General features: G+C 69.4%; 28 protein-coding genes. 3 read left to right on the forward strand and 25 right to left on the reverse strand.

Annotated features, from left to right (window positions below):
• Genes E3O32_RS08585 through E3O32_RS08595 form a run of 3 tightly spaced genes read left to right on the forward strand, consistent with a single transcriptional unit; the run spans window position 1 to window position 2857 of the window.
• Window positions 1-954: a carbohydrate ABC transporter permease gene (locus E3O32_RS08585; RefSeq protein ID WP_134508550.1), complete on the forward strand. Its 954-nt coding sequence runs from the start codon at window positions 1-3 to the stop codon at window positions 952-954.
• Window positions 951-1784, forward strand: a complete 834-nt coding sequence (locus tag E3O32_RS08590; protein ID WP_134508552.1) for a carbohydrate ABC transporter permease — start codon at window positions 951-953, stop codon at window positions 1782-1784. The genes E3O32_RS08585 and E3O32_RS08590 overlap by 4 nt, the downstream gene beginning before the upstream one ends.
• Before the next feature lie 2 nt (window positions 1785-1786).
• Window positions 1787-2857 carry a glycoside hydrolase family 130 protein gene (locus E3O32_RS08595; protein ID WP_134508554.1) on the forward strand — a complete coding sequence of 357 codons (1071 nt, stop codon included), beginning with the start codon at window positions 1787-1789 and terminating at the stop codon, window positions 2855-2857.
• Between the two features lie 146 nt (window positions 2858-3003).
• Here the strand turns inward: E3O32_RS08595 and csrA are convergent, their stop codons facing one another.
• The 25 genes from csrA to flgB all read right to left on the reverse strand — a co-directional run bounded on the left by csrA (window position 3004) and on the right by flgB (window position 23900).
• Window positions 3004-3246, reverse strand: a complete 243-nt coding sequence (gene csrA, locus E3O32_RS08600; RefSeq protein WP_134508556.1) for a carbon storage regulator CsrA — start codon at window positions 3244-3246, stop codon at window positions 3004-3006.
• Window positions 3247-3255: 9 nt separating this feature from the next.
• The gene (locus tag E3O32_RS08605; RefSeq protein WP_134508558.1) at window positions 3256-4272 is read right to left on the reverse strand and encodes a hypothetical protein; all 1017 of its coding nucleotides are present in this window, start codon (window positions 4270-4272) and stop codon (window positions 3256-3258) included.
• On the reverse strand, window positions 4247-6298 hold the full coding sequence (locus E3O32_RS08610; RefSeq protein ID WP_134508560.1) for a flagellar biosynthesis protein FlhA: 2052 nt from the start codon (window positions 6296-6298) through the stop codon (window positions 4247-4249). The genes E3O32_RS08605 and E3O32_RS08610 overlap by 26 nt, the downstream gene beginning before the upstream one ends.
• Window positions 6295-7401, reverse strand: coding sequence for an EscU/YscU/HrcU family type III secretion system export apparatus switch protein (locus E3O32_RS08615; protein WP_134508562.1), 1107 nt, complete (start codon window positions 7399-7401; stop codon window positions 6295-6297). The genes E3O32_RS08610 and E3O32_RS08615 overlap by 4 nt, the downstream gene beginning before the upstream one ends.
• Window positions 7402-8160, reverse strand: a complete 759-nt coding sequence (locus E3O32_RS08620) for a flagellar biosynthetic protein FliR (RefSeq protein ID WP_134508564.1) — start codon at window positions 8158-8160, stop codon at window positions 7402-7404.
• Window positions 8160-8435 carry a flagellar biosynthesis protein FliQ gene (gene fliQ / locus E3O32_RS08625; RefSeq protein WP_134508566.1) on the reverse strand — a complete coding sequence of 92 codons (276 nt, stop codon included), beginning with the start codon at window positions 8433-8435 and terminating at the stop codon, window positions 8160-8162. Before fliQ ends, E3O32_RS08620 begins: the two co-directional genes overlap by 1 nt.
• Entirely contained in the window at window positions 8435-9226 is a 792-nt protein-coding gene (gene fliP / locus E3O32_RS08630; protein WP_134508620.1) for a flagellar type III secretion system pore protein FliP, read from the reverse strand. Before fliP ends, fliQ begins: the two co-directional genes overlap by 1 nt.
• 53 nt (window positions 9227-9279) lie before the next feature.
• Window positions 9280-9804, reverse strand: coding sequence for a flagellar biosynthetic protein FliO (fliO, locus tag E3O32_RS08635; RefSeq protein WP_134508568.1), 525 nt, complete (start codon window positions 9802-9804; stop codon window positions 9280-9282).
• Complete coding sequence (gene fliN / locus E3O32_RS08640; protein ID WP_134508570.1) at window positions 9805-10509, reverse strand: flagellar motor switch protein FliN; 705 nt, start codon at window positions 10507-10509, stop codon at window positions 9805-9807.
• Window positions 10506-11393 (reverse strand): flagellar motor switch protein FliM, encoded by an 888-nt coding sequence (locus tag E3O32_RS08645; RefSeq protein ID WP_134508571.1) that lies wholly within the window; start codon window positions 11391-11393, stop codon window positions 10506-10508. The genes fliN and E3O32_RS08645 overlap by 4 nt, the downstream gene beginning before the upstream one ends.
• A 108-nt stretch (window positions 11394-11501) precedes the next feature.
• Window positions 11502-12446 carry an OmpA/MotB family protein gene (locus E3O32_RS08650; RefSeq protein WP_134508573.1) on the reverse strand — a complete coding sequence of 315 codons (945 nt, stop codon included), beginning with the start codon at window positions 12444-12446 and terminating at the stop codon, window positions 11502-11504.
• Window positions 12443-13252 carry a motility protein A gene (locus E3O32_RS08655; RefSeq protein WP_134508575.1) on the reverse strand — a complete coding sequence of 270 codons (810 nt, stop codon included), beginning with the start codon at window positions 13250-13252 and terminating at the stop codon, window positions 12443-12445. Before E3O32_RS08655 ends, E3O32_RS08650 begins: the two co-directional genes overlap by 4 nt.
• Entirely contained in the window at window positions 13252-13572 is a 321-nt protein-coding gene (locus E3O32_RS08660) for a flagellar FlbD family protein (RefSeq protein WP_338145190.1), read from the reverse strand. Before E3O32_RS08660 ends, E3O32_RS08655 begins: the two co-directional genes overlap by 1 nt.
• A gap of 276 nt (window positions 13573-13848) precedes the next feature.
• On the reverse strand, window positions 13849-15021 hold the full coding sequence (locus tag E3O32_RS08665) for a flagellar hook protein FlgE (protein WP_134508577.1): 1173 nt from the start codon (window positions 15019-15021) through the stop codon (window positions 13849-13851).
• A gap of 86 nt (window positions 15022-15107) precedes the next feature.
• Complete coding sequence (locus tag E3O32_RS08670; protein ID WP_420898102.1) at window positions 15108-15551, reverse strand: flagellar hook assembly protein FlgD; 444 nt, start codon at window positions 15549-15551, stop codon at window positions 15108-15110.
• 17 nt (window positions 15552-15568) lie between these two features.
• A complete protein-coding gene (locus E3O32_RS08675; RefSeq protein WP_134508579.1) occupies window positions 15569-17221 on the reverse strand; it encodes a flagellar hook-length control protein FliK in 1653 nt (550 codons plus the stop codon).
• The gene (locus E3O32_RS08680) at window positions 17218-17847 is read right to left on the reverse strand and encodes a C40 family peptidase (RefSeq protein WP_134508580.1); all 630 of its coding nucleotides are present in this window, start codon (window positions 17845-17847) and stop codon (window positions 17218-17220) included. The genes E3O32_RS08675 and E3O32_RS08680 overlap by 4 nt, the downstream gene beginning before the upstream one ends.
• Entirely contained in the window at window positions 17844-18278 is a 435-nt protein-coding gene (locus tag E3O32_RS08685) for a hypothetical protein (RefSeq protein WP_134508582.1), read from the reverse strand. The genes E3O32_RS08680 and E3O32_RS08685 overlap by 4 nt, the downstream gene beginning before the upstream one ends.
• On the reverse strand, window positions 18278-19603 hold the full coding sequence (locus E3O32_RS08690; protein ID WP_134508584.1) for a FliI/YscN family ATPase: 1326 nt from the start codon (window positions 19601-19603) through the stop codon (window positions 18278-18280). Before E3O32_RS08690 ends, E3O32_RS08685 begins: the two co-directional genes overlap by 1 nt.
• Window positions 19600-20220 carry a FliH/SctL family protein gene (locus E3O32_RS08695; RefSeq protein WP_134508586.1) on the reverse strand — a complete coding sequence of 207 codons (621 nt, stop codon included), beginning with the start codon at window positions 20218-20220 and terminating at the stop codon, window positions 19600-19602. The genes E3O32_RS08690 and E3O32_RS08695 overlap by 4 nt, the downstream gene beginning before the upstream one ends.
• Window positions 20210-21229: a flagellar motor switch protein FliG gene (fliG, locus tag E3O32_RS08700; RefSeq protein ID WP_174776497.1), complete on the reverse strand. Its 1020-nt coding sequence runs from the start codon at window positions 21227-21229 to the stop codon at window positions 20210-20212. Before fliG ends, E3O32_RS08695 begins: the two co-directional genes overlap by 11 nt.
• Window positions 21226-22839: a flagellar basal-body MS-ring/collar protein FliF gene (gene fliF / locus E3O32_RS08705; RefSeq protein ID WP_134508588.1), complete on the reverse strand. Its 1614-nt coding sequence runs from the start codon at window positions 22837-22839 to the stop codon at window positions 21226-21228. Before fliF ends, fliG begins: the two co-directional genes overlap by 4 nt.
• The gene (gene fliE / locus E3O32_RS08710; RefSeq protein WP_134508590.1) at window positions 22839-23153 is read right to left on the reverse strand and encodes a flagellar hook-basal body complex protein FliE; all 315 of its coding nucleotides are present in this window, start codon (window positions 23151-23153) and stop codon (window positions 22839-22841) included. The genes fliF and fliE overlap by 1 nt, the downstream gene beginning before the upstream one ends.
• Window positions 23153-23545, reverse strand: a complete 393-nt coding sequence (locus E3O32_RS08715) for a flagellar basal body rod protein FlgC (RefSeq protein ID WP_134508592.1) — start codon at window positions 23543-23545, stop codon at window positions 23153-23155. Before E3O32_RS08715 ends, fliE begins: the two co-directional genes overlap by 1 nt.
• A 13-nt stretch (window positions 23546-23558) precedes the next feature.
• Complete coding sequence (flgB, locus tag E3O32_RS08720) at window positions 23559-23900, reverse strand: flagellar basal body rod protein FlgB (protein ID WP_134508627.1); 342 nt, start codon at window positions 23898-23900, stop codon at window positions 23559-23561.
• Window positions 23901-24458: the final 558 nt, after the last annotated feature.

Raw genomic sequence — 24458 nt, forward strand, 5'->3', positions numbered from 1 at the left:
ATGTCCACCACCGCAACAGCGAAGCCGGCCGCCGGGAGATCCACTCGATCTCCCGGCGGGCGGGGCCCCCGCCACCGCCCGCTCCTGGGCAAGAACCCGATCGGGCTCCTGCTCAGCGCGCCGTACCTCGTCTTCGTCATCGTCGTCTTCGCGTATCCGCTCGTCTTCGCCGTGTACATGGCGTTCCACGACTATTTCTTCGCCGCACCCGGCGCCCAGGTCGACCGTCCGTTCGTCGGACTCGCCAACTTCCAGGAGGTGCTCTCCGACCCGGCCGTGATCCGTTCGTTCGGCAACGTCGGCATCTTCCTGCTGATCAACGTGCCGCTGACCGTGGTGCTCTCCCTCGTGCTCGCGACCGCCCTCAACAAGGCCGTCCACGGCCGCACGTTCCTGCGCGTGGCCTACTACGTGCCGTACGTGACCGCCAGCGTCGCGGTCGTCGGCGTGTGGCTGTTCCTGTTCAGCGGCAGCGGCCTGGTCAACCAGTTGCTCGGCCCGCTCGCCCCTGATCCGTCCTGGCTGATCAGCCCGACCTGGGCCATGCCCACGATCGCCCTGTTCGTCACCTGGAAGCAGCTGGGTTTCTACATCCTGCTCTACCTCGCCGCGCTGCAGAGCGTGTCCAAGGAGCTCTACGAGGCCGCGTCGACCGATGGCGCCGGCGCCCTGCGCAGCTTCTTCTCCGTCACGATCCCCGGCGTGCGACCCGCGACGGTGCTCGTGCTCCTGCTCTCGACCGTGACCGGCGCGAACCTCTTCACCGAGCCGTACCTCCTCACCGGCGGCGGCGGCCCGAACGGGGCCTCCACCTCGCCCGTGCTGCTCATGTACCAGAAGGGCATCGAGCAGGGCCACCCCGGCACTGCCTCGGCGATTGGAATCGTGCTCGTGATCGGAGTCCTCATCATCGCGTTCATCCAGCGCAAGATTGCGGGAGGTGACGAATCATGAGCCGCGGCCAGAACATCCTCCGCGGCGTCGTCCTGACGGTCGGCGCGGTCGCGTTCCTCTTCCCGTTCTACTACATGATCATCGGTTCGCTGCAGGCCTCGCCTGACTCGACACCGGGCGGCGCGTTCCCGAACCCGGCCAACCTGACCCTCGAGAACTACACCGACATCAACAGCCGGATCAACCTGATGCGGGGCCTGCTCAACTCGGGCATCTTCACCGGCGGCGTCATCGTCGGCACCCTCCTGTTCGGAGTGCTCGTCGGCTATGCGCTGGCCCAGCTGCAGTGGCGCGGTCGCGGGGTCACCTTCGCACTCGTGCTCCTGGTGCAGGTCGTGCCGTTCCAGCTGCTGATGATCCCGCTCTACGTCATGATCGCCCGGGACTACGGGCTCGCCGACAATTACCTCGGCATGATCCTCCCGTTCGCGATCAACTCGACCGCCGTCATCATCTTCCGCCAGTACTTCCTGCAGGTTCCCCGGGACCTGTTCGACGCGGCGAGGATCGACGGGGCCGGCGAGGTCACCGTGCTGACGAAGATCGCGATCCCGCTCGTGCGGCCGGCGATCCTGACCGTCGTGCTGTTGACGTTCATCGGACCGTGGAACGAGTTCCTCTGGCCGTTCCTCGTCACCAAGGAAGCCTCGATGCAGCCCCTCGCCGTTGCGCTGGCCAACTACATCAGCAATGTGGCCGCCACCGCGGCCAATCCCTTCGGGGCCGTCCTCGCCGGAGCCTGCGTGCTCGCAGCCCCGGCGGTCCTGCTCTTCATTGTTTTCCAACGACACTTTGTCTCCACCGATATCGGCTCCGGCGTGAAAGGTTAGAAATGTCTACCCCTGTGAACTTCCCGTACACCCTGACCAGAATGGGCGTCATCATGACGCCCGAAGAGGGCAACGACCTCGAGGCCGAAGGTGTGCTCAACCCGGGCAGCGGCCACACCCCCGACGGCACCCTGTATCTGCTCCCCCGCCTGGTTGCCACCGGCAACGTCTCCCGGGTCGGCCTGGCGAAGGTGATCATCACCGACGGCGTGCCCACCGGAGTCGAACGTGACGGCGTGGTGCTCGAACCGGACCAGGGCTGGGAACGCGGCGCGAACAACGCCGGCGTCGAAGACCCCCGGGTCACCTTCATCCCCCGCCTGCGACTGCACGTGATGACGTATGTCGCGTACGGCCCGCTCGGCCCCCGCACGGCGGTCGCCGTCTCCAGCGACCTGCGCGATTGGCGTCGACTCGGCCCGGCGCTGTTCAAGTACGACGAGGCACTCGACATGGACCTCAACCTGTTCCACAACAAGGACACCGTCTTCTTCCCCGAGCCGGTCACCGGCCCGGACGGGGTGGAGAGCTTCGCGGTGCTGCACCGCCCGATGTGGGACCTCGGCGAGGTCAAGCCGGGCGAGGGCATCCGGGTGCCGGCCGGTGTGACCGACACCCGGCAGAGCATCTGGATCAGCTACATCCCGGTCGCCGACGTGCTGGCCGACATCACGAAGCTCACCTTCTGGAGCGGCCACCGCTTCCTCGCCGGGCCGGAGTTCCCGTTCGAGGCGCTCAAGATCGGCGGCGGGCCTGCCCCGTTGCGCGTCCCGGAGGGCTGGCTGCTGATGCACCACGGCGTCACGGGAACAATCGACAGCGCGTTCTCCCAGCAGCAGAAGGTGAACTACTCAGCCGGCGCGATGATCCTCGACGCCGACGACCCCACCATCGTGCTGGCACGCACGAGTGAGCCGCTGCTCAAGGCGGAGACGCCCGACGAGATCAGCGGAATCGTGCCGAACGTGGTCTTCCCGACCGCGATCGAGGAGATCGACGGCGTGCGCTTCGTGTTCTACGGCATGGCCGACTCGAAGATCGGCGTTGCCCGCCTGGACCACGTCCCGGCCTGACAGGGCACCTGGGCCGCTGTCGACCTCGTGGCGCGGTCTAGGGAAGCCGGCGTACCGCAGAACCTGCGCCCGCTTCCCTAACCCGCCCCACGAGCGGCGGCGGCTGGGGCCGGGACCGGCGCGCGCTCGGGCGCAGGAGATGCGGGCTACTCAGCAGGCGGCAGGAGGCCGAGGGTCGCCAGGATCCGGGCCTCGGCTTCGCCGTCGGTGTGGCTGGCGGCGATGTTCGCCTCGGTGACCGCGCGCACGACCTCGTCGCGCTGGATCCCGACACCGCGCGGGGCGTCGATCCCGATCCGGATGCTGTCGCCGCGCACGTCGAGAATGGTGATGACGATGTCGTCACCAATGAGGATCTTCTCCCCCTGTTTGCGTGTAAGTACCAGCACCAGCCCAGCCTACCGCGACCCGTCGGCGGTGCCCGGGAGGCTCGGCACGGCCGCCAGTGTCGCGGCCGTCGCCGGCGCTCCGTCCACCCAGCCGATCGGCAGGCCCAGCTCGTCGACGGTTCCCGGCGTGCCTGTGGTCGATGCCCCGACGACGGCGACCGCGTCGATCTGCGTGATGGCCGCCAGCGCCGCCGCCCAACGGCCGGTGTCCGACGGTTTGCGGCCGGCCTCCACCACCAGCCAGACCTGGTCGGCGCCGATCGGCGCCAGCGTGTCGGCCAGGGCCGCGACCAGTCCCATCGAGTCGGCCAGGTTGCCGCCCAGGCCGAAGGCCACGAAGCCGGTCTGGCCGCGTTCGACTCCCCTGGCCCGGGCCGAGAGTGCGGTGCGGCGGTCGTCGGCGCGTTCGGCGTCATCGCAACGGGCCGCCCCGGCAACGAGCACCTCGCCTGCCCCGTTCAGCGCCATGGATCGCGCCACCTCGAGCGCGGCATCCGGAAATCCGACGAGCACGACCAGGTCGCCGTGCCCGGAGAGGGGCCGCGGCACCAGGGTCACCGGCGCCGGTTTCGGGGTCGGCGAACCGGCAGCCGGCTTGGCCGGTTGCGCGGACGTCGGCCCGGCGTCCGCGGCGCGCACGCGGGTCGCGGTGAGCACGATCGGGGCTGGATCCGGCTCGGCCTGGAAGGTGAGCTCGTCCATCAGGTAGGCGAAGTCGGCGGAGTCGGTCGACAGCGTGGGCCGGGGGTCGGCCTGCAAGCGGGCCTCGGCCGCGTCGGCGTCGTCGAGGAGGGCGGCGATGCCGAGCCTGGCCTGCAGGTCGAGCCGCGCGTGCGCCGCGCGGCGCCGACGCTCCGGCACCTCGACGGTGACCTCGAAGTGCCGCTTGGCGAAGAAGCCCCTGATGCCGCCGACGGTGACGCGTTCGGCGGCGACGATGCGCGCATCCGTCCCGTGCTCGGAGAGGATGCGCGCCTTCAACTCCTCGAGGCTGGCGCCCTCAAGCAGAAATCGTTTCGGTTCCACGAACCACTCCCACCGTCTCGATGGCGACGTTCGCCGACGTCACCTCCTGGTAGGAGAGCACCGGCAGCCCGCCGGCGTGCGCGGAGACGAGGCGGCGGATGGCCGGGCGCAGCGCGGGCGCGCAGACCAGCACCGCGGTCAGTCCGCTCGCTTCGACGTTCGCCAGCGCCTCCTTGAGCGAGCCGAGGATGGCGTCGATCCGGGCCGCGTCGAGCATGATCTGGGTGCCCTGCTCGGAGGGACGCATGCCCTCGAGCATGGACTGTTCGAGCCCCGGCTCGATCATGATCACGCGGAGCAGTCCGTCGTCGAGGTACTGGGCGGTGAGGGCCGGGCCGAGCGCCTGGCGGGCGGCCTCGACGAGTCCCTCCGGGTCGGCCGAGACCTTCGCCCGCAGCGAGAGGGATTCGTAGATGCGGGGCAGGTCGTTGATCGGGATCAGCTCCACCAGCAGCCCCTGCAGCACGCGCTGCACCTCGGCGAGGGAGAGCAGGCCGGGGATCAGATCGTCGACGGCGGAGGGGTTGACCTGTTTGACCCCGTCGGTGAGCACTCGCACGTCTTCCCGGGTGAGGAGCCGGGCCGCGTTGCCGGAGATGATCGAGGAGAGGTGGGTGACGAGCACGGAGACCCGGTCGATCACGGTGGCGCCGGTCATCTCCGCGCTGTGCCGCATCTCGCTCGGCACCCACTTGCCGGCCAGCCCGAAGACCGGTTCGACCGTGGCGGTGCCGGGCAGCAGGTCGAGGGCGTCGCCGAGGGCGAGGACCTTGCCGGCGGGCGCCGTGCCGCGGCCGGCCTCGACGCCGGCGATCCGGATGACGTAGGTCGCCGAGGGCAGGTCGACGCTGTCCCTGGTGCGCACGGGCGGCACGACGACGCCGAGGTCCATCGCGATCTTGCGGCGCAGGGACCGTACCCGGGCGAGGAGGTCGTCCTGGGATCCGGAGACAAGGTCGACGAGGTCGGGGGCGAGGAGGATCTCGAGCGCGTGCACCCGCATCGTTTCGATCAGGTCTTCGGCGGTGTCCGACCGCGGGGCCAGGCCCTCGGCGGCGACCGCGGCATCCTTGCCGGCCTGGTCGCGCTCTTCGCCGGCCTTGATCCGCCGGGAGAAGAGGATCAGGGCAATTCCGATCACCACGAACGGGATGATCGGCATGCCGGGGATCAGCGCCATCAGCAGGGCGGCGGCACCGGCGATCATCAACGCATTACGGGACTGGGTGAGCTGGGCGGACGCCGTGGTCCCGATGTCGGACTCCGCGTTGGAGCGGGTCACGATCATGCCGGTGGAGACGGCCATCAGCAACGCCGGGATCTGCGTGACGAGGCCGTCGCCGATGGTGAGGAGCGAGTACGTGCTCATCGCCTCGCCGATCTCGAGGCCGCGCTGGATCATGCCGATCGCGACGCCGCCGACCAGGTTGATGATGATGATGATGATGCCGGCGATCGCGTCACCCTTGACGAACTTCGAGGCGCCGTCCATGGCGCCGTAGAAGTCCGCCTCGGCGGAGACCTCGGCCCGGCGCTCCCTGGCCTGCGTGTCGGTGATCAGACCGGCGTTCAGGTCGGCGTCGATCGCCATCTGCTTGCCGGGCATGGCATCGAGGGTGAACCGGGCGCCCACCTCGGCGACCCGCTCGGCACCCTTGGTGACGACCACGAACTGGATCACGACGAGGATCAGGAAGATCACCGCGCCGATGATGATCGACCCGCCCACGGCGACCTCGCCGAAGGAGGCGATGACCTGGCCGGCGTAGCCGTCGCCGAGCACAAGGCGGGTGGAGGCCACGTTCAGGCCGAGCCGGAACAGGGTGGCCACCAGCAGCAGCGAGGGGAAGACCGAGAAGTCGAGCGGCTTCTTCACGAACATGGTGGTCAGCAGGGTGACCAGGCCGAGCAGGATGTTGATGATGATGAGGACGTCGAGGAGCACCGCAGGCACCGGCACGACGAGCAGGAGGATGATGCCGACGACGCCGATCGGAATGGCGAGTTTGGCGAGATTGCGGTTCATCGGTGGCCTCCGGCCGTCAGGGCAGGTTCGGTTACGGTGTGCACGCCGGACCCGGCGCCGGAGCCACGGGTCTTCAGAGCCATCACGAAGGCCAGCACCCGGGCGACCGCGTTGTAGAGCTCGACCGGGATTTCCTGGCCGATCTCGCACTCGGCGTGCAGGGCGCGGGCGAGCGGGATGTCGCGCACGATGGGGACGTGGTCGGTCTCGGCCTGCTCGCGGATGCGGGCGGCGATCACTCCGGCGCCCTTCGCGACGACGCGCGGGGCCGACTTGCCCGGTTCGTATTTCAGGGCGACAGCGAAGTGGGTGGGGTTGATCAGCACGACATCGGACGTGGCGACGGAGGCGATCATCCGGTTGCGGCTCATCGCCAGCTGCCGGGACCGGCGCTGGGATTTGACCTGGGGGTCACCTTCCGAGCTCTTGTTCTCGTCCTTGACCTCCTTCTTCGTCATCCGGGTGCGCTTGCGGTTGCGGCGGATCACGACGAACACGTCGGCGGCGGCGAGCACGAGCCCCGCGATCACCGCGGACTGCACCAGGGAGGCGGCGCCGCCGCCGGCCGCACCGATCAGCGCCATCACCGGCAGACCTCCCGCGGTCATCAGGATGGGCATCAGACCCTGGATCACCATCGTGAGCACCAGGCCGACGGCCACGGTCTTCAACAGCGCCTTGACACCCTGCCAGACCGCCTGCCCGCCGAAGGTGCGAGCGAAACCGGTGACCAGGTTGAACTGCTCGTACTTGCCGGCCACCTTCTTGAAGTGCACGCCACCCTGGGCGACCGCGCCGACCAGCACCGTGACGAACACGGTCGCGAGCATCGGGGTGAGCACGCCGGCCATGGAGCCCAGCGATTCGCCGAGCATCTGCACGGCCAGTTCAGGGTCCGGTCGGGCGACGAGCGAGCGGATGCTGATCATCTGGTTGGTTCCGGCCTGGGCGCCGAGCGAGATGGTGACCGGGGTCATGATGGCGGCCGCGCCGATGCCCAGCCACGCGGTGAGGTCCTGGGACTTGGAGAGCTGGCCCTTGGAGCGCACCTCGCGCATCCGTTTGTCGGTCGCCTGCTCGGTCTTCTCGCCGGAGTCCGACATCTACTTCACCCCCATCATCGTGCCGACGGCGTCGCCGGTCAGCGAGGAGACGATGCGCGGGAGCGCGACGAAACCGGCCGCGCCCAGCGACAGGGTGATCAGGATCTTGAGCGGGAAGCCGAGGGCGAAGGCGTTGAGGGCGGGCGCCACGCGGGTGAGCAGGCCGAGGCCGGCGTCGGCGAGGAAGAGCACGACGATCAGCGGGCCGGCGATCTGCACCGAGGCGAGCAGCATCTGGCCGACCGCGGTGGTCACGGCCTGCATCGGCACGGCCAGGTTCATGCCGCCGCCGATCGGCAGCGCGGCGAAGGTGCGGGCGAGGCCGCCGATGATCAGCTGGTAGCCGCCCGAGGCGAACAGGAGCGCCAGCGCGGTCATCTGGTAGAGCCTGGTGAACATGGCGCCGTTGACCATCGCCTGCGGGTCGAAGCCCTGGGCCAGCTGGAACCCGCCGAACATGTCGATCAGGTTGCCGGCGGACTGGATGGCGGAGAAGACGACGAGGACCAGGAAGCCGAGCACCCCGCCGACCATGATCTCGAGGATCAGGGCGCCGATGAAACCGGCCGTGTCGGGCGAGACGTAGCCGGGCGTCACCTGCGGCGAGACGGCCAGGGCCAGGCCGAGGGCCAGCATCCCCTTGATCCGCAGCGGAATCGCGTTGTAGGAGAACGGCGGTGCCACGACGAGGAAGACGACCATGCGCACCCCGGCGAGCATGACCGCTTCGATCCACGCGAAGTCCAGGGTGATGTTCATCAGCCTCCGCCGATGAGGGAAGGGATCTTGTCGAAGAGCATGTGCGTGAACGAGACGATCTCGGAGATCATCCAGTGGCCGGAGACGATCAGGGCCACGGCCACGGCGATCGCCTTGGGCACGAAGGAGAGCGTCACCTCCTGGATCTGGGTGATCGACTGCAGCAGGGAGATCGCGAATCCCACGACGAGGGCGGTGATCAGGATCGGGGCCGACAGCATCCCGGCGACCAGGATGCCCTGGAGGCCGATGTCGAGAACGGCGTTGGTGTCCATCAGCCACCCCGGTAACTGCTGATCAGGGTGGTGATGATCAGACCCCAGCCGTCGACGAGCACGAAGAGGAGGATCTTGAACGGCAGGGAGATCATCACCGGCGGGAGCATCATCATGCCCATCGACATCAGCGCGGCGGAGACGACGAGGTCGATCACGAGGAACGGCACGAAGATGACGAAGCCGATGATGAACGCAGCCCGAAGCTCGGAGATCATGAAGGCGGGGATCAGGGTGAGCAGGTTCACCGCGTCGGCGTTTGCCGGGTTGGCCTGGTCGGCGGCCCGCGTCATCAGGGCGAGGTCTTCCTCCCGGGTGTGCGCGAGCATGAACGTGCGCAGCGGGCCGGAGCCGATCGTCACCGCGTCATCGAAGGAGAGCGTGCCGTTCAGGTAGGGCTGCAGGGCGTGCTCGTTGATGTCGGTCAGGATCGGCGCCATGATGAACAGCGACAGGAACAGGGCCAGGCCCGCGAGCACCTGGTTCGGCGGGATGGACGGCAGCGCGAGGGCGTTGCGGGTCATCGCCAGCACCACGAAGATCTTGGTGAACGAGGTCATCATCAGCAGCAGCGCCGGTGCGACCGAGAGCAGCGTGATGCCGATCAGGGTGACGATCGCCGAGGACGGCGAACCGTCCGGTCCGTTGATCGACACGTTCAGGCCGCCGCCGGGCGGCGTGGTCGGGGTGGCGGGGTCGGTCGGCGGGGTGGGGTCGACCGGTGCGGCGTGTCCGGCCGGGGCGATGACGAGCACGATCGCCGCGACGATCACGACCAGCAGGGCCGCCATCACGAATGCCCTGGCGATGCGCCAGCGCCGGTCTGCCCGCAGGGCTGCGGGGTTCACCGTCCCTGCCGGAGGGCGGCTGCGGTCTGCTGCCACGTCGCCGGCGAGAGGATGGAGCCGCCGAGGCGGTTTTGGTTCGGTCTGACCTGGCCCGTGCGGATCTGGGCGGCCCGGCCGGCCGCACCGTGGCGCGGGCGCAGGATGAGCGGCGGCGCCAGCTCGGTTTCAGGATCGGTGTCGGTCGCCGCGTTCACGACGGCACCGGTGGCCGCCGCGTCGAGCGAGCGAGCGAAGACCGAGTCGCCCGCCGCGGCGCCGGCGTCGGCAGCCGACGGCGAATCTCCGTCGTGCAGCACGTTGACGTTCTGCTCGGTCACGCCGAGCACGAACCGGCGGCCGTCGATGTCGACGACGACGACGGATGCCTTCTGGCCGAGCCCCTGGCGGCCGACCACGGTGACGAGGTTCTGGCTGCGCGTCGCCCGGGAGCCCCGCGTCAGGCGTCGCTGGAGCGCCCAGAGCAGCCCGAGCACCGCGGCCAGGGAGAGGGCAACCCGCAGAGCGACGAGGAGGGTGTCCACCTAGGTCAGGCTCTCGGCCACGTCGAGGATCTGGGTGATGCGCACCGCATAGTCCTGGTCGACGACGACGATCTCGCCGTGCGCGATCAGCCGGCCGTTCAGCAGGATGTCCGCGGGGGCCCCGGCCGAGCGGTCGAGCTCGATGACCGCGCCGGGTTCCAGGGCGAGCACGTCGCGCACAGACATCCGGGTGCGCCCGATTTCGACGGTGAGGGCCATTTCGACGCTGTTGATGCGGCCGAGCTTGCCGACCACCGAGCCGGTCGCGCGGCCGGTGGAGCCGATGGTTCCGTTGTCGCGCAACCGGATCGCGAACCAGCCGGTGACGGCGCCGCCGCCGCTGAGCTCGTAGACGACCGTTTCGGCATCCGCGAACAGGGCGGTCGCGTCTTCGACCCTGGTCTCCCCCAGCACGCCGACCCCGAAGACGCCCGAGGCACCCTCGAGCGCCGGGCGCAGCACGTCCTGGCTCGAGACCAGGGCGGATTCCGCTCCGGCCGCGGCGTCGAGCGACGCCGGCTCGGCCAGCACGATGGCGATGTCCGCCGAGGTCACCCCGACGAAGGAGGCGACGACCGCGGCGCCCAGCCGGCCGGCCAGGGCCGCGCCGGAGCACGGTACGGCCTGCAGTGACGTCGGGGTCGGCAGCAGCCCGATCAGGGCGTCGACGGCGGCGGCGGGCAGGGCGGTGGAGGTGGGGGTCATGCGAAGGTCTCCTCGGTGTCGATGACGATGCAGGCCAGGCGGGAGCCGTTGGATCCAACGGCGGCGCGTGCGAGCGGCTGGCCGTCGACGACGACGTCGAGCGGGCGGTGCTTGGAATGGGGAATGGCGAGGACGTCTCCGACGGCGAGGCCGAGGATGACGCTGGGCAGCACCCGGATCGGGGTGAGCTGAAGGGACACGTCAACCGGCACCCAGGCCAACTGCGCGTGCAGGAGGTCCTCGGGGTTCGAGGCGTTGCTGGTCGGGTTGGTCTCGCCGAGCTGGGGCAGGAGCGTGTCGGCCGGCAGTGCGAGGGTCGCGGTGGCCGTCGATTCGCCGACCCGCATGGAGAAGGTGGCGACGATCATCAGGTCGCCGGTGGCCGCGGCCTGGGCGAACTGCGAGTTGTACTGGATGCCGCCGACCACGATCGGCGCGACGAGCAGGGCGCCGAGGCAGTAGCGCAGGTCTTCCAGGGCGTCGTCCATCAGCCGGCGCACGAGGGCCTGCTCGATCTGGGTGAAGACGCGCTCGGGGGCGAAGGTGCTGCCCGAGCCGCCGAGCATGTGGCTCACCCAGGACAGCGCGGCCGCCGCGGGGAACTGGATGACGGCCTTGGCGCTGAACCCGGTCACCGGGCAGAGCACCATCGCCGTGGTCGCCGGCAGGGACGACGCGTATTCGTCGTAGCTGCGCATGATGACGTGTTCGCAGGTGACCTGCGACAGCACCCGCACCTTGGCGGTGAGCTGGGTGCCCCACTGCCGGGCGAAGGTTTCGAAGGCGAGCTCCAGCACGCGCGAGTGCTCGCGGGCGAGCGTTGTCGGTCGACGAAAGTCGTACACCTCGACCGTGCGCGCCGCCGAAGCGGGCACACCAATCACTGCTTGTTCCTGGACCGTCACGACAAGCACTATCGGTCAACGAATCGCCCGCGTTAGGAGTAGCGACATCCAACTTGTGCCGCGGTGTGTCCGTGCCGGCTGGGGTGGTCAGTGTCCGGTCTTGGCTGGCGCCTTCTCCGTCGTGGTCGTCTTCGTGGTCTTCGTGGTCTTGGTGGTCGATTCGGCGGATGCCGCCGGCTCCGTCGCGGGGTCGGCGGAGGCCACCGGGGCGGGGATCACGGCGGTGCCGTCGAGCACGGAGGGGATGAGCGCCCGGACGGCCTCCGGCTGGCTGGAGAGCATCACCACGTCGACCCGGCGGTTCTGGGCCATCGCGGCGAGGTCTGAGCCGGTCGCCACAGACCGGGCCGAACCGTAGCCGACCGACGAGATGCGCTCCTGGGCGATCGCCCCGAACTCGACCAGCCGGCGCAGCACGGCGGTCGCCCGTGCTGAGGACAGCTCCCAGTCGGTCGGGTAGTTGACCGTGACGCCGTGCCGGTCGGCGTGGCCCTCTATCTTCACCTCGTTGGGCTGGGTGGCGAGAATCGGCGCGATGGTGTCGAGCACCTGGATGGCCTGTGGGCTGAGCTCGGCGAGGTTGGGCGCGAAATAGGCCTCCGAACCGACCAGGCCGACGGTCAGACCGCGCGAGTCGATCACGAACTGGACCATGCCGCCGATCCCCTTGGCGTCCACGGCATCCTGAATCGCCTTCTGCGCCGAGCTGAGGTTCTTCACCTCCGCGACGGCGAGGTCCAGGTTGGTGAAGCCGGTCGCCTCGCCCTGCTTGACCTTGTCCTTTTTGACGACGACGCCCTTGGCGGTGTCGACCTTGCCGACGTCGGTGGCGCCGAACCCGGTTGCGAGGGAGTTCTTCAACTGCACGAACTTGGACTGGTCGACCGACGACATGGCGAAGAGCACGATGAACATGCACATCAGCACGGTGACCATGTCCATGTAGGACGCCATCCACCGCTCGTCGACATGCTCGACGTGTTCCTCTTCGAGTCCCTTGCTGCGGCCGCGTCCCCGGCCGTGACCGCTCATGCCGCCTTGGGCAAGGACTTGGCCGCCTTGTCCGCCTTGCCCGCCTTCGCCGACTTGGAGGATTCCGCCGGCACCATGGCCCGCAGCCGTTCGCCGAGGAGGCGAGGCTGGCTTCCGGCCTGCACGGCGAGGGCGCCCTCGAGGAGCAGCGTCATCCGCTCCACCTCGATGTCGGAGAGCCGCTTGAGCCGGTTGCCGATCGGGAGCCAGAGGAAGTTCGCGGAGAGCAGACCCCAGAGGGTGGCGACGAACGCGGCGGCGATCAGCGGGCCCAGGGTCGAGGGCGTGTCGAGCTGCTCGAGCACGTGGGTGAGCGAGATCACCGTTCCGATGATGCCGACGGTGGGCGCGTAGCCGCCGAGGCTGGTGAAGAACTTGGAGGCGTTTCGGCTGGCCTTGGTTCTGGTGGCCAGCTCGTCTTCGAGCAGGATGCGCAGTTCGTCACCGTCGGTGCCGTCGGCGATGTTCTGCAGTGCGCCCCGCAGGAACGGGTCGTCGACGTTGTCGGCTTCCTGTTCGAGGGCGAGCAGGCCGGCGCTGCGGGCCTTCTCGGCCAGACCCACGATCTGGTCGATGACCTGCTGCGGCGGGGTGGTCTTGCCGACGAAGGCACCGGGCACGGCCTTGAACGCCGAGATCGCATCGCGGATCGTTCCGCCGGCGATGCCGACGGCGATGGTCGCGCCGAAAACCAGCACCATCGGGGCCGGCAGCAGGATCGAGGAGATGTGGCCGCCCTCGATGGTGATCATCGCGAAGAGCGAGCCGAAGGCGAGGGCGATACCGATCAGGGTTGCGGGATCCATCAGAGCCTCCGCGGGCGCTGGGGCTGCACGGGACCCGGCGCGGTGGGGTCTTCAATTGCGTGCGGACCGCTGACGATTTCGAGAGGTCTGACGCCGCTGCTGTAATCGGCATCTGAGGTCAGATAGGCCAGGGAGATCACATGCGCCCGGAAGCGGGCGATCTTCTCGATGACCTCGTCGAGGCCCTCCGTGACGATGAATTTCGCGCCGTCGACCATGACCAGGGTCGTGTCGGGGCTGGCGTGGATCCGCTCGATCAAATCAGGGTTGATCGCAAACTGGCTGTCGTTCAGCCGCGTCACAACAATCATCGGGCCCATCCATGGTCTCCGGACGATTCAAGTAACCGTCGTGAACCACTGTCGGTCGCCGTGCCCCGGCCGTTAGTTGCCGGCCGGGACCGTCTGCCGCCCGGAGGTGGCGAGCCCTCGCCGAACTGTGACTCAAGCACCTTTTCAGGCCTGAAAACCCTGCAAAACTCACCGCTCGGCGATCATTCCCGCTCGGGTGACACTCGGGACGCACCCGGGTGGCAGTCTGCGGGCCGGATCGGGGTCCTCTCACGAGGTCCGATCCGGCCCGCCATTCACTCGCTATCAGCGCTTGAGGTTGGTGAGCTCCTGGAGCACCTCGTCTGAGGTGGTGATGATGCGGGCGTTGGCCTGGAAGCCGCGCTGGGCGACGATCAGGTTGGTGAACTCCTGGGAGAGGTCGACGTTCGACATCTCCAGCGCTCCCCCGCTGAGCGAGCCGAGGCCGCCTGAGCCGGGTGCACCGAGAGCGGCGTTACCGGAGTTGAAGGTGGAGCGGTACTCGGAGGATCCGGCCTTCTCGAGGCCGCCCGGGTTCGAGAATGTCGCGAGGGCGATCCGGCCGATGGATGCCTGGCCGCCGTTGCTGAATAGCCCCACCAGGGTGCCGTCCTTGCCGAGGGTGAAGGACTTGAGCGTGCCCGCCTCAGACCCGTTCTGGGAGTTGAACGTGGCGGTCGGGAGTCCGGCGTAGCCCTTGAGATCTCCCATATTGACCTCTACCGTGCCCACCATCAGCTTCGCCCCGCTCACGACGACTCCACCTGCGAACGTGAGCGGCGCAGCGGCAGTCGTGGTGCCGTCTGCAGCAGATACGTCCCACGTTCCAGCGCCCGTGCTCTTGAAGGTCAGCGCCAACGTGCGGGATGCCCCGAGAGCGTCATACACCTTGACATCGCGCATCAGCGTGGTTCCGATAGGCGCATCAGACGGCAGGTTCCCGCCCATTACGGCCTTATCCGTGGGCTTCGCCGGAATGATCGACTGCAGCGGAAGGGTGATGTTTCCGATGGTCCCGCCCTCGTTGATCTGGCCGTTGACCCCCGTCCAGCCCTGCACGATCGCGCCGGCCGGGGTGACCAGGCGGCCCTCCCCGTCGAAGTCGAAGGCGCCGGAGCGGCTGTAGAGGGTTTCGCCGCCGAGCTGGGTGACGAAGAAGCCGTCGCCCGAGATCATGATGTCGGTGGCCTTGCCGGTGGCCTGCGAGGAGCCCTGGGCGAAGTTGGTGGAGATGCCGGCGACCTTGACGCCGAGTCCCACCTGGGCCGGGTTGGTGCCACCGACCGTGGCCTGCGGGCCGCCCGCGCCCTGGCTCAGCTGCGAGAGGGTGTCCTGGAATTGGACGGCCGAGGCCTTGAACGCGGTGGTGTTGACGTTGGCGATGTTGTTGCCGGTGACGTCGAGCATGGTCTGGTGCGAGCGAAGACCTGAGATGCCGGAGTACAGGGAACGAAGCATGGGATGCTGCCTTTCTGAAAGGAAGTGAGTCTGAAAAATGGGTGAAAAAGTGTTGATTAGAGAGGGCCCGACGGTGCGGGCCGAGATCAGGCGGTGACCGTGGGAACCGCCGGCGGATGCGCGGTCACGCCGGAAATCGCATCCAGGGCCACGTTCGTGCCGTTGATGGTGACCTGTGGAACCGGGCCGGCGTAGGAGACAGCCGAGGCCGTGCCCGTTGCGCTGGTGCCGTCGGCCTTCGTGTAGGTCACGTTCTGGCCGACCAGGGCCGCCGCGGCCACCCGCATCTGCAGCGAGAAGTTCTCGTCGGCCGTGGTGGAGAGGGCGGAGAGCTTCTCCATCATGGCCAGCTGGGTGGTCTGGGCGATCATCTGGTTGGTGTCCATCGGCGAGCTCGGGTCCTGGTTGCGTAGCTGCGTGACCAGCAGCGACATGAACGCCTCGGAGTCGAGGGTTTGCTTCGGCGCCCGGGTGGGCGTGGTGGTGTACATTCCGGTGGCTGCCGGGGCGGCAACTGCGTCGATGGTCACGATGGTCTCTCTTCTGCTCAGGCCAGGATGTCGATGGTGTGCGTGCTTCCGAAGACGGGGGCACGGAACTGGTTCGGGATGCTGTCGCCGGCGCCTCTGCCGCGCTCGGTGCGGGCCTCTGGCTGCGGCCGGTCCCGACGGTTCGCGGACGGATCGGAGGGCGAGTCGTGTGCGGACAGGTCCAGGTGGGCGTTCAGCCCGCCACCCGAGAGGTCCCGGCGCAGGTCGGGCAGGATGGCGCGCAGGGCGTCCCTGGCCAGGTCGGTCGGGGCGAAGAGTTCAACCCGGATGTTGTCGCCGTTGACGTGGGCGCGCACGGTGACGGGTCCGAGGTTGTCGGAGCTGACGCTGATCGTGAGCACGTGGTTGCCGTTTGCGGCGCCGGCAAGGCTGAACAGCGGGCGGGCGACCTGCGCGGCCAGAGCGGGCGCTGCGGGCGCCGGTGCGGCGGCGGCCGAGGCGGGCGTCACTGCCGGAGCCGGGGTGACGACGGCGCCGGCCGGAACCGCGACGGTTGCGGGGGTGGCAGCTGCCTCGTCGACCGGGGCCGCGCCTTCGGTACCGATGCGGGTGCGGGCGGTGGCGCCGGCCACGGCCGCACGCACGGCTGCGGCTCCGGTGGCCGGGACGAGCCCGGCAAGGGCAACGGCGCCGGTCGCCGTGGCCCCGGTGGCCGGGCCGGTCTCGGCCGGTGAACCGTTCTGGGGCCCGGTTCCGCTGATCGTTCCCGCTTCCGTTCCCGGCGCGGCCGTTCCAACACCGGTCGCGGTCGCGGTCGCGGTCGCGGTCGCGGTCGCGGTCGCGTCGATGGTGCGGGCTGCGGTCGAACCTGCGGCAGCGTCGACGCCGGCGGCTTCGGCCGATTCTGTTGCTGCCGCGGTCGTCGTTGGTGCGGCACGGAGGGCCGGAATGGTTCCGGCGACGGCGAACGCGACCGCGGCTGTAGTCGTGGCTGCGGCAACAGCCGCGCTCGCGCCTGCATCGCCGACGGGAGTCGCAGCGGAAGCGCCGACGCCCTCGGCGTTGTCCGATCGGGCGCCGGCCGATCCGGCGTTGGCCGAAGCAGTGTCATCCGACATGGTGTCTGCGGCGCGTGACTGGGCGGACAGGACAAGGTCGGCGGCCGTGGGCGTCGCCGGGACGATTGCCGGGAAGACCAGAGCTGAGTCGCCCGAGGAATCAGGGGAACCGGCCTCGTCAGAGGCTGTGTTCGTACCGGTGGCGACCGGCACCGGTACGAAGGCCGGAGCGGGGGTGCCGAGGGAAGCGGGCACCATCGTGGACGGCATCGGGGCTGCAGCGTCGGCGGCTCCCCCGCGGTGGCTCGACGTGATCGCGTCCGGCTTGCCGGCGTCCAGTTGGGGGCACTTGGCCGGCGAAGCAGGGTTCGCAGTGCGGTTCGAAGCAGGGTTCGGAGCGCGGTTCGAAGCAGGGTGCGCAGCGCGGTCCGCCGTGCGGTCCGCGAACCGGTCTGGAGCGGCATCCGTGGCCGGCTCGTGGCGGGCGCCGCGGTTCGCCGCCGCACCGCGGGCGTCGAGGGTGCCCTGCATGACGGACGCGAACGCGCCGGCGCCGCCGCTCGCCCCGGCACCGGACGGGGTGCCGGTCTGGCCGCGGGGCGGGGTAAGGGACGCCGCCGGGACAGCCGATCGGAGCAGGGCCGAGGTCATCGGGAACCGCCCTTCAGCAGGGAGGCGAAGGCGGCGTTGACCAGGTCGGTCGAGCCTGCCGCGGCAGCCGGGGCATCCGGAATCACGCGGCGGATGGTGGTGATCTCCGAGTCGTCCATGTAGGCCTCGACCTTGCTGACCGTGCGGCCCTCGTAGGGTGCGTGGATGACCTTGTGGTTGCCGGCGTAGATGAGGATGTGGTCGCCGCCGCCGGTGACGATGAGGTCGCCCGGTTTGGCCTCGGCCAGGGAGGCAACCTCGGTGCCGATCTTCATCTGGCCGGAGACGAGGCGCGGCACGGTGATGCCCATGTCGGCGTAGACCTTCTGCACGAGGCCGGAGCAGTCCATGCCGCTCTGGTCCTCGCCGCCGAAGACATAGGGAACGCCGAGGTACTTCTCCGCGGCCTTCACCACCCCGTCGCCGGTGGCGTTGCCGGGGTTCGGGGTGGCCGTGCCGGCCGCGGCAGCGCCGGAGGCGGACGCCAGGGCGTCGGCGAACGTGCTCGAGGCGGCGCTGCCAGCGGCGGTCGTCGCCGCCGACTTGACCGGTGCGGTCACGGCGGAGAACTGGTCCAGCGTGGCGCGGATGTCGCTGACCCGGCTCAGCATCGCGACTATCGTCATCGGAGCAGTCCGTTGCGGTTGCGGTGCCAGGACGTGGACGCGATCTCGTCGAGGACGGTCTGTTCGGCGTGCAGGTCTTCGGCGGCGACCGCCTGGCCGTGCCGGCCCTCGAGCTTCTCCAGGCTCACCGACTCCGCGCGGGTGGCGTCGTAGGCGGCCTGCGCCTCACCGACGGCCGCCACGTGGTTGCGGCCGAGGGCATCCATCTCGGCGAGCATGCTGCGGGTGGAGGCGCGGGCTGCGGCGACCGCGTAGAGGGTTTCGGCGCCGGTGACGCTGCTCGGCAGCACCTCGAGGGTGGCTCGGGCCTGCGCCCGGCGGAGGGTGTTGGCCTTGGCTACGGCGTTGGCGGCGGCAAGGTCGCCGGCGGCCTGGTCCTGCTGGAGGTGCCTGAGTCGAAGCAGTCCGGCGAGGGCGAAGGTGCGAGCCATCAGAGGCCTCCGAGCTGTCGAGTGAGGGTGGAGAGCTGGTCCCAGGCGAGGGCGGCCGAGGTCTGGTCGTCCATCCGCTGCTGCAGGAAGGCGTTGATCGCGCCCTCGTGGGCCACGGCTGCGTCGACCAGCGGGTTCGTGCCGGTGCGGTAGGCACCCACGTCGAGCAGGTCCTGGGCGTTGCGACGAGCCGCGAGCACCTTGCGGAGGAAACCGGCGACCTCGTTCTGCTGCGGACTGTTGACCCGGGAGGCAACGCGGGAGATCGAGGCGAGGGCGTCGACGGAGGGGAAGTGGCCGGTCACCGCGAGCTTGCGGTCGAGCACGACGTGGCCGTCGAGGATGGACCTGGCCGCATCCGCGATCGGCTCGTTATGGTCGTCGCCGTCGACGAGCACCGTGTAGACGCCGGTGATCGAGCCGGTCTCGTCGGTGCCGGCACGCTCAAGCAGCCGGGCGAGGAGGGAGAACGTGGAGGGCGGGTAGCCCCGGGTGGCCGGCGGTTCGCCGACTGACAGGCCGATTTCGCGCTGGGCCATGGCCACCCGGGTGAGCGAGTCCATCATCAGCATGACGTCGGCGCCCTGGTCGCGGAACGACTCGGCGATGCGGGTGGCGACGAAGGCCGCGCGCAGGCGCATCATGGCCGGTTCGTCGGACGTGGAGACCACGACGATCGAGCGGGCGAGGCCCTCCGGACCGAGGTCGTCCTCGAGGAACTCGCGCACCTCTCGGCCACGCTCCCCCACCAGGGCGATGACGGACACCTCGGCGTCAGTGCCGCGCGCGATCATGGAGAGCAGCGACGACTTGCCGACGCCCGAGCCGGCGAACAGGCCCATCCGCTGGCCCTTGCCGACGGTGGTGAGGGTGTCGAGCACGCGCACGCCGAGCTGGAGCGGCGTGACGATGCGGGAGCGCGCCATGGCGGAGGGGCTGTCGTGGTCGAGGGAGACCCGGCCGGCGACGACGAGCGGTCCCTTGCCGTCGATCGGGCGGCCGAGGCCGTCGATGACGCGGCCGAAGAGACCCGTGCCGGTCGGCACGAAGTTCGGGGCGCCGTCCGAGCGGGCCGGGGCGCCGACGCGGATGCCGGTCATCCGGCCCAGCGGCATGCAGCGGATGCCCTCACGCGTCGTTGCGACGACCTCCGCATCGACCTCGCCGTGCTCGCCGATGGTGACCAGGTCGCCGATGGCCGAGTTGAGGCCGCGCACCTCGAGGCCGAGGCCGACGATGGAGGAGACGACGCCGACGCGCTGCGGCCGGGCCGCGGCCAGGGCCGAGCCGAGCTTGGCGGCGTGCGGCTGCCAGGTGAGGGTCATGAGGCACCGCCGAGGAGCACGGCCTTCGCCCGGGCCAGGGCGGTGCCGATGCGGGCGTCGAGGAACCCGTCGGGGAACTCGGTGATCGCGTCGCCGCGGGCAAGGGTGGGGTCCGCCGCGAAGTCGACGCCGGCCTGGGCGCGGGTGGCCGGGTCGAGCACGGCCAGGTCGTCGGGGTTCATCCGCACCGAGTGCGGCTGGGCGGCGGTCGAGTGGTCGAGGGCGCGGCCCAGGGCGAACCGGGCTGAGTTCTCGGCGTCGTCCAGTTCGTGGCCGATGATCGCCTCGGCGAGGTCGAGGGCGGTGGTGACGAGGGTGTTCTCCGCGTCGCGCAGCACCGGGACCGTGCGCTCGTCGAGGGCGGCGGCGGCGGCCCCGAGTACGGCGACGGCGTGGTCGACCCGGGCCTGGCCGTGGCTCACGGCCGCGGCGTGCTCGGCCTCGAGGCGGGCAGCCCTGGCGGCGATCTCTTCGGCGGCGGCTCGGAGCCCGGCCGCGTACCCGGCGGCGTGGCCGCGGGCGCGAGATCGGTCGTCGTCCTGGTCGCCCGTGATGTCCCGGTTGACGTCCCGGAGGGCGGGGAACGACAGGGTGGAGAATCCGGGGTTAGACGACATAGTCATCCTCGTCTGCTCGCTGCACGGTGATGCTGCCCTGCGCGGCCAGGTCGCGGATGGCGCGCACGATGGTGGCGCGGGCCTCTTCGACCTGCGACACCCGCACGGGCGCCATGGCCTTGACCTCGTCGTCGAGGATCTCGCGGTTGCGCTCGGACAGGTTGGTGCGGATGGTCTCGACGACGCCCTCGGTGGAACCCTTCATCGCGACGGCGAGCACGGCGGCGTCGATGCCGCGGAGAACCTGCTGCACGTCGCGGCTCTCGAGCTTGACGATGTCGGCGAAGGTCAGCATCCGGGACCGGACCTCTTCGGCCAGGACCGGATCGCTCGCGTCGAGGGCCTCGAGCAGGGCGCGTTCGGTGGCGACGTCGGCGCGGTTGATGATGTCGACGAGGGGCTGGATGCCGCCGACCACCGAAGTGGTGTCCCGCGACGAGGAGATGGCGCCGACTCGGCCCTTGAGCGTGTCGGTGACCACCTTGATCGCCTCCGGAGTGGCGGTGCCCATGGTGGCGATGCACTGGGCCACTTCGGCCTGCAGGGAGCCGTCGAGGCCGGCGAGCACGGCGGAGGCATGCTCCGGGCGCAGGTGCGCCAGCACCAGGGCGATGGTCTGCGGCAATTCGCCGTCGAGCAGGGTGAGCACCTGGAGCGGCTCGGCGGTGTCGAGGAACTCGAAGGCCTTGCCGGCCATCGACGACGCCACCTTCGTCATCACGCCGGCGGCCTTCTCGGCGCCGAAGGATGCCTCGAGCAGGCCGACCGCGAACGCGTGGCCGCCGCGCGGGTTGCGGGCGCCCTTCATGGTGATGTCGTGGAACTCGAGCACTGTCGTCTCGGTGACCTCGGGGTCGACCCGGCGCAGCTGCACGATCTCGGCGGCGATGTCGGCGGCCTCGGATTCGGTGAACTGCTTCATCACTTCGGAGGCGCGCTGGCGGTCCATGTTCATCAGGACCACGGCGACCTTCTGCGTTCCCGTCAGGGGAACCTTCACCTCGATCATGCGGGCTGCCGGTCATCCATCAGGCCGCGGAGGAACTCGGCGGTGCGTGCCGGGTCGCGCTGGGCGAGGGAGTCGATCTCGACCCGCATCCGGTCGGCTTCGCCGGTGGCGCCGCTGACGCCGTAGGCGACCGTGGGGGTCGGGTCGATCATGATCGGGCTGTTCTGGGCGGTGATCCCGAACGGGACGTTCGCCGCGGCGAGCACCGGGCGGGCCTCGAGCAGTTCGTCGAGTTCGATCGCTTCCCGGCTCTGCCGGCGCGAGCGACGGGCATAGAGGATGAGGCCGAGCACGAAGGTGATGACGATGCCGGCGGTGATGATGCCGATGCGCACGATCTCCGCGAAACGATCGGCGGCTGCCGAAGCGTCGGCCGCTTTGAGGGCGGTGGCGGCATCCGTGGCGCCGGAGGCGTTGAAGCTGACCACCTCGACGGTGACGGCGTCGCCGCGCTTGGCGTCGATGCCGGCGGCCGAGGAGACCAGGGAAGTGACGTCGGCGACGTTGAGCTTGCCGACGGCGTCGGCGTTCACGGCGACGGAGACGGTCTGGCGGTTGATCTGGCCGGCCGGGATGGTGCGGGTCTCGGTGACCTTGTTGACGGCGTTGTTCTTGGTGGTGTCGGCGGAGGTGAAGGACCCGTCGGTGCCGGTGCCGGCCGGCACGGCGATGTTGTCGGGGCCGAGCACTCCGGCCACGGCGCCGCCGGCACCGGCGCCCGAGTAGGTCTCGGTCTTGACGGCCTCGCTGAGCGCGGGGGCGTTCGTGGGGGTGGTGAAGGACTCTTCGACCCGCTGGGCGGACTGGGTGCTCATGTCGGCGGCGACGACGACGGTGGCGTTGCCCGGTCCGACGACCTTGTCGAGCATGGCCTGCACCGCGCCGCGCACGCGCTGCTCGTAGTCGCCGGCCTGCTGGTCGGAAGAGCCGGTGGCGCCGACGCCGACGGCGGAGAGCACGACGCCCTTGGCGTCGATGACGGCCACGTCGGTCGGCTTCATTCCGTCGATCGAGGCGCTGGTCAGGTGCACGATGGCCTGCACCTGGTCGGAATTCAGGGTGACGCCGGTCTGCGTTTCGACGAAGACGGATGCGGTGGGGTCGGTCTTCTCCGACGCGAACACGGTGTCCTTGGGGATGGCGAGGCGCACGGAGGCGGTCTTGACGCCCTTCATGGCCTGCACGGTGTTGGCCAGTTCGCCCTCGAGCGCCCGCTTGTAGGTGACCGACTGCTGGAACTCGGAGGCGGTGACGCCCATCTTGTCGAGCAGCGAGTAGCCGCCGGTGGTCGAGGAGGGCAGGCCGGCCGCGGCGCTCTTGAGGCGCTCGTCGTAGACGTTCTCCTGCGGCACCATGATCGTGGCGCCGCCGTCGCTGAGCTCATAGGGAACGTTGTCGGTGCGCAGCTGGTCGACGATGGTGTTCGCGTCGGAGCCGCTGAGGCCGGAGAAGAGGGGCGTGTAGGCCGGCTTGGTGGCCCACATGGTGAGGGCGGCGATGCCGAGCGCGAGCACGGCGACCCCGATGATGGCGACCGTGCGCTGGGCGACGGTGAATTCGCGGATGTTGCGGCTGATGTTCTGGAAGGCCGACGTAATGGGGCGGGGCATCAGGCCTGCATCCTCATGATCTCGTTGAACGCGTCGACACCCTTGTTACGCACGGCGGCGACCAGTTCGAGCGTGACCTGCGCCCGGGTGGACGCGATCGTGGCGGAGTGGATGTCATTGAGGTTTCCGGTGACCGCCTGCACCGCGAGGGTGTTGGAGGTGGACTGCAGGGCCTGCAGGTTGTCGACGGCGCCGGCGAGGGCGGAGCCGAAGCCCGCGCCGCCTGCGGCCTGTGTGTTCTGAGTGTTCTGAACGCTGGGCAGGTAGCCGGTGCCGGCCACGGAGAGGACTGAGGGGATTGCGCCGATGGCCATCAGCCACGTCCGATCTGAAGTGCTGCTTCGTAGCTGGTCTTGGCGCGGTCGACGACGGCGGCGTTGGCCTGGTAGCCGCGCTGGGCCATGATCAGCTCGCCCATCTGCTCGCCGAGGTCGATGTCGGGGCGACGGACGTTGCCATCGGCATCCGCCATCGGGTTGCTGGGGTCATTGGTCAGGATGCCGGTCTCGGAGCCGAGCGCCGTGCCGGAGACGTAGGCGCCGGTGACGCCCTGGCCCTCCTGGGCGACGATGTAGCGGGCCTGGAAGGCCTTGCCACTGGTGGGCGTGACCGTGTTGACGTTGGCGATGTTGTCGGCGACCGCGTCGAGCCACTTGCGGTGCAGGGTGAGGCCGGTGCCGGCGATGCCGATCGCGTCGATGCTCATGAGTGCGCGCCCATCAGTTCGTCCGCATCGCGGAGCGGATCGCGGTGAACGGCCCGTTGACGGCCAGGGCCGCGAACTGGTAGCGCAGCACCGTCTCGGTGTTGGAGAGAGTCTCGGTGTCGAGGTTGACGTTGTTGCCGTCGAGCCGGGTGGGCTCGAGCGAGCTCGCCGTGGTCGCGTTCGTGCGACCGTCGCCGGCTTCGACCGACTTGGCCAGGGCTGCCTCGAAGGCGACGCGCTTGGCGTGGTAGTTGGGGGTGTTGACGTTGGCGATGTTGTTCGCGATGGTGCGCTGGCGCAGGGCCAGTCCGTCCAGGGCGCTGGAGAGCGCGGTGGCGGTCACGGATTCGAGCACGGTTTCCCGATTCGTCGTCAAATGAAGACGGCCGATCCGTGGCCTGAGGTTGAGCTATCCCTGCTCGTTCCTTGCTATCGACCACCGCGTTAGCAAAGTAAGGGGATTCTTAGGAAGAAATTGGACGCATTGGCGCGATCCCGCTGATTCATTGGGCTGTGTGCCTCATTCTGGGGGATGCCTGAGAGGTGCCTCAGGCCTGGGTTCGAGCCTTCCTCGCGGCGACCGGCGGGGTTAGAAAGGGGCGGGCTCCGGCTCGGGAGGCTCGTTCGGTGGCGGTTCCGAGACAGGGGGTGCGGCCGGGGCCGGAATCGGCGCATCGGTGGGCGAAGGTGTGGTGTGGATGTTGGTGGCAGGTTCGGTCGTGAAGGTGCGCCCAGTCGGCGAGGTCCATTGCAGGTTCCCGTTCTCCAGGTGGGTCACGGTCCAGCCGGTTTCGCTTTTGAGGCCGTGGCAACCGGGACATTATTCCGATGTCCGGATTATGCCGATGTTGAGGGTGGGTCCCTTGTGGCTGTTGGCATCGGAGTGGATGTTGTCGGCATAATCAGGCCGCAG

The organism is Cryobacterium mannosilyticum, assembly GCF_004402705.1.
In the GTDB taxonomy this organism is placed as follows: Bacteria; Actinomycetota; Actinomycetes; order Actinomycetales; family Microbacteriaceae; genus Cryobacterium; species Cryobacterium mannosilyticum.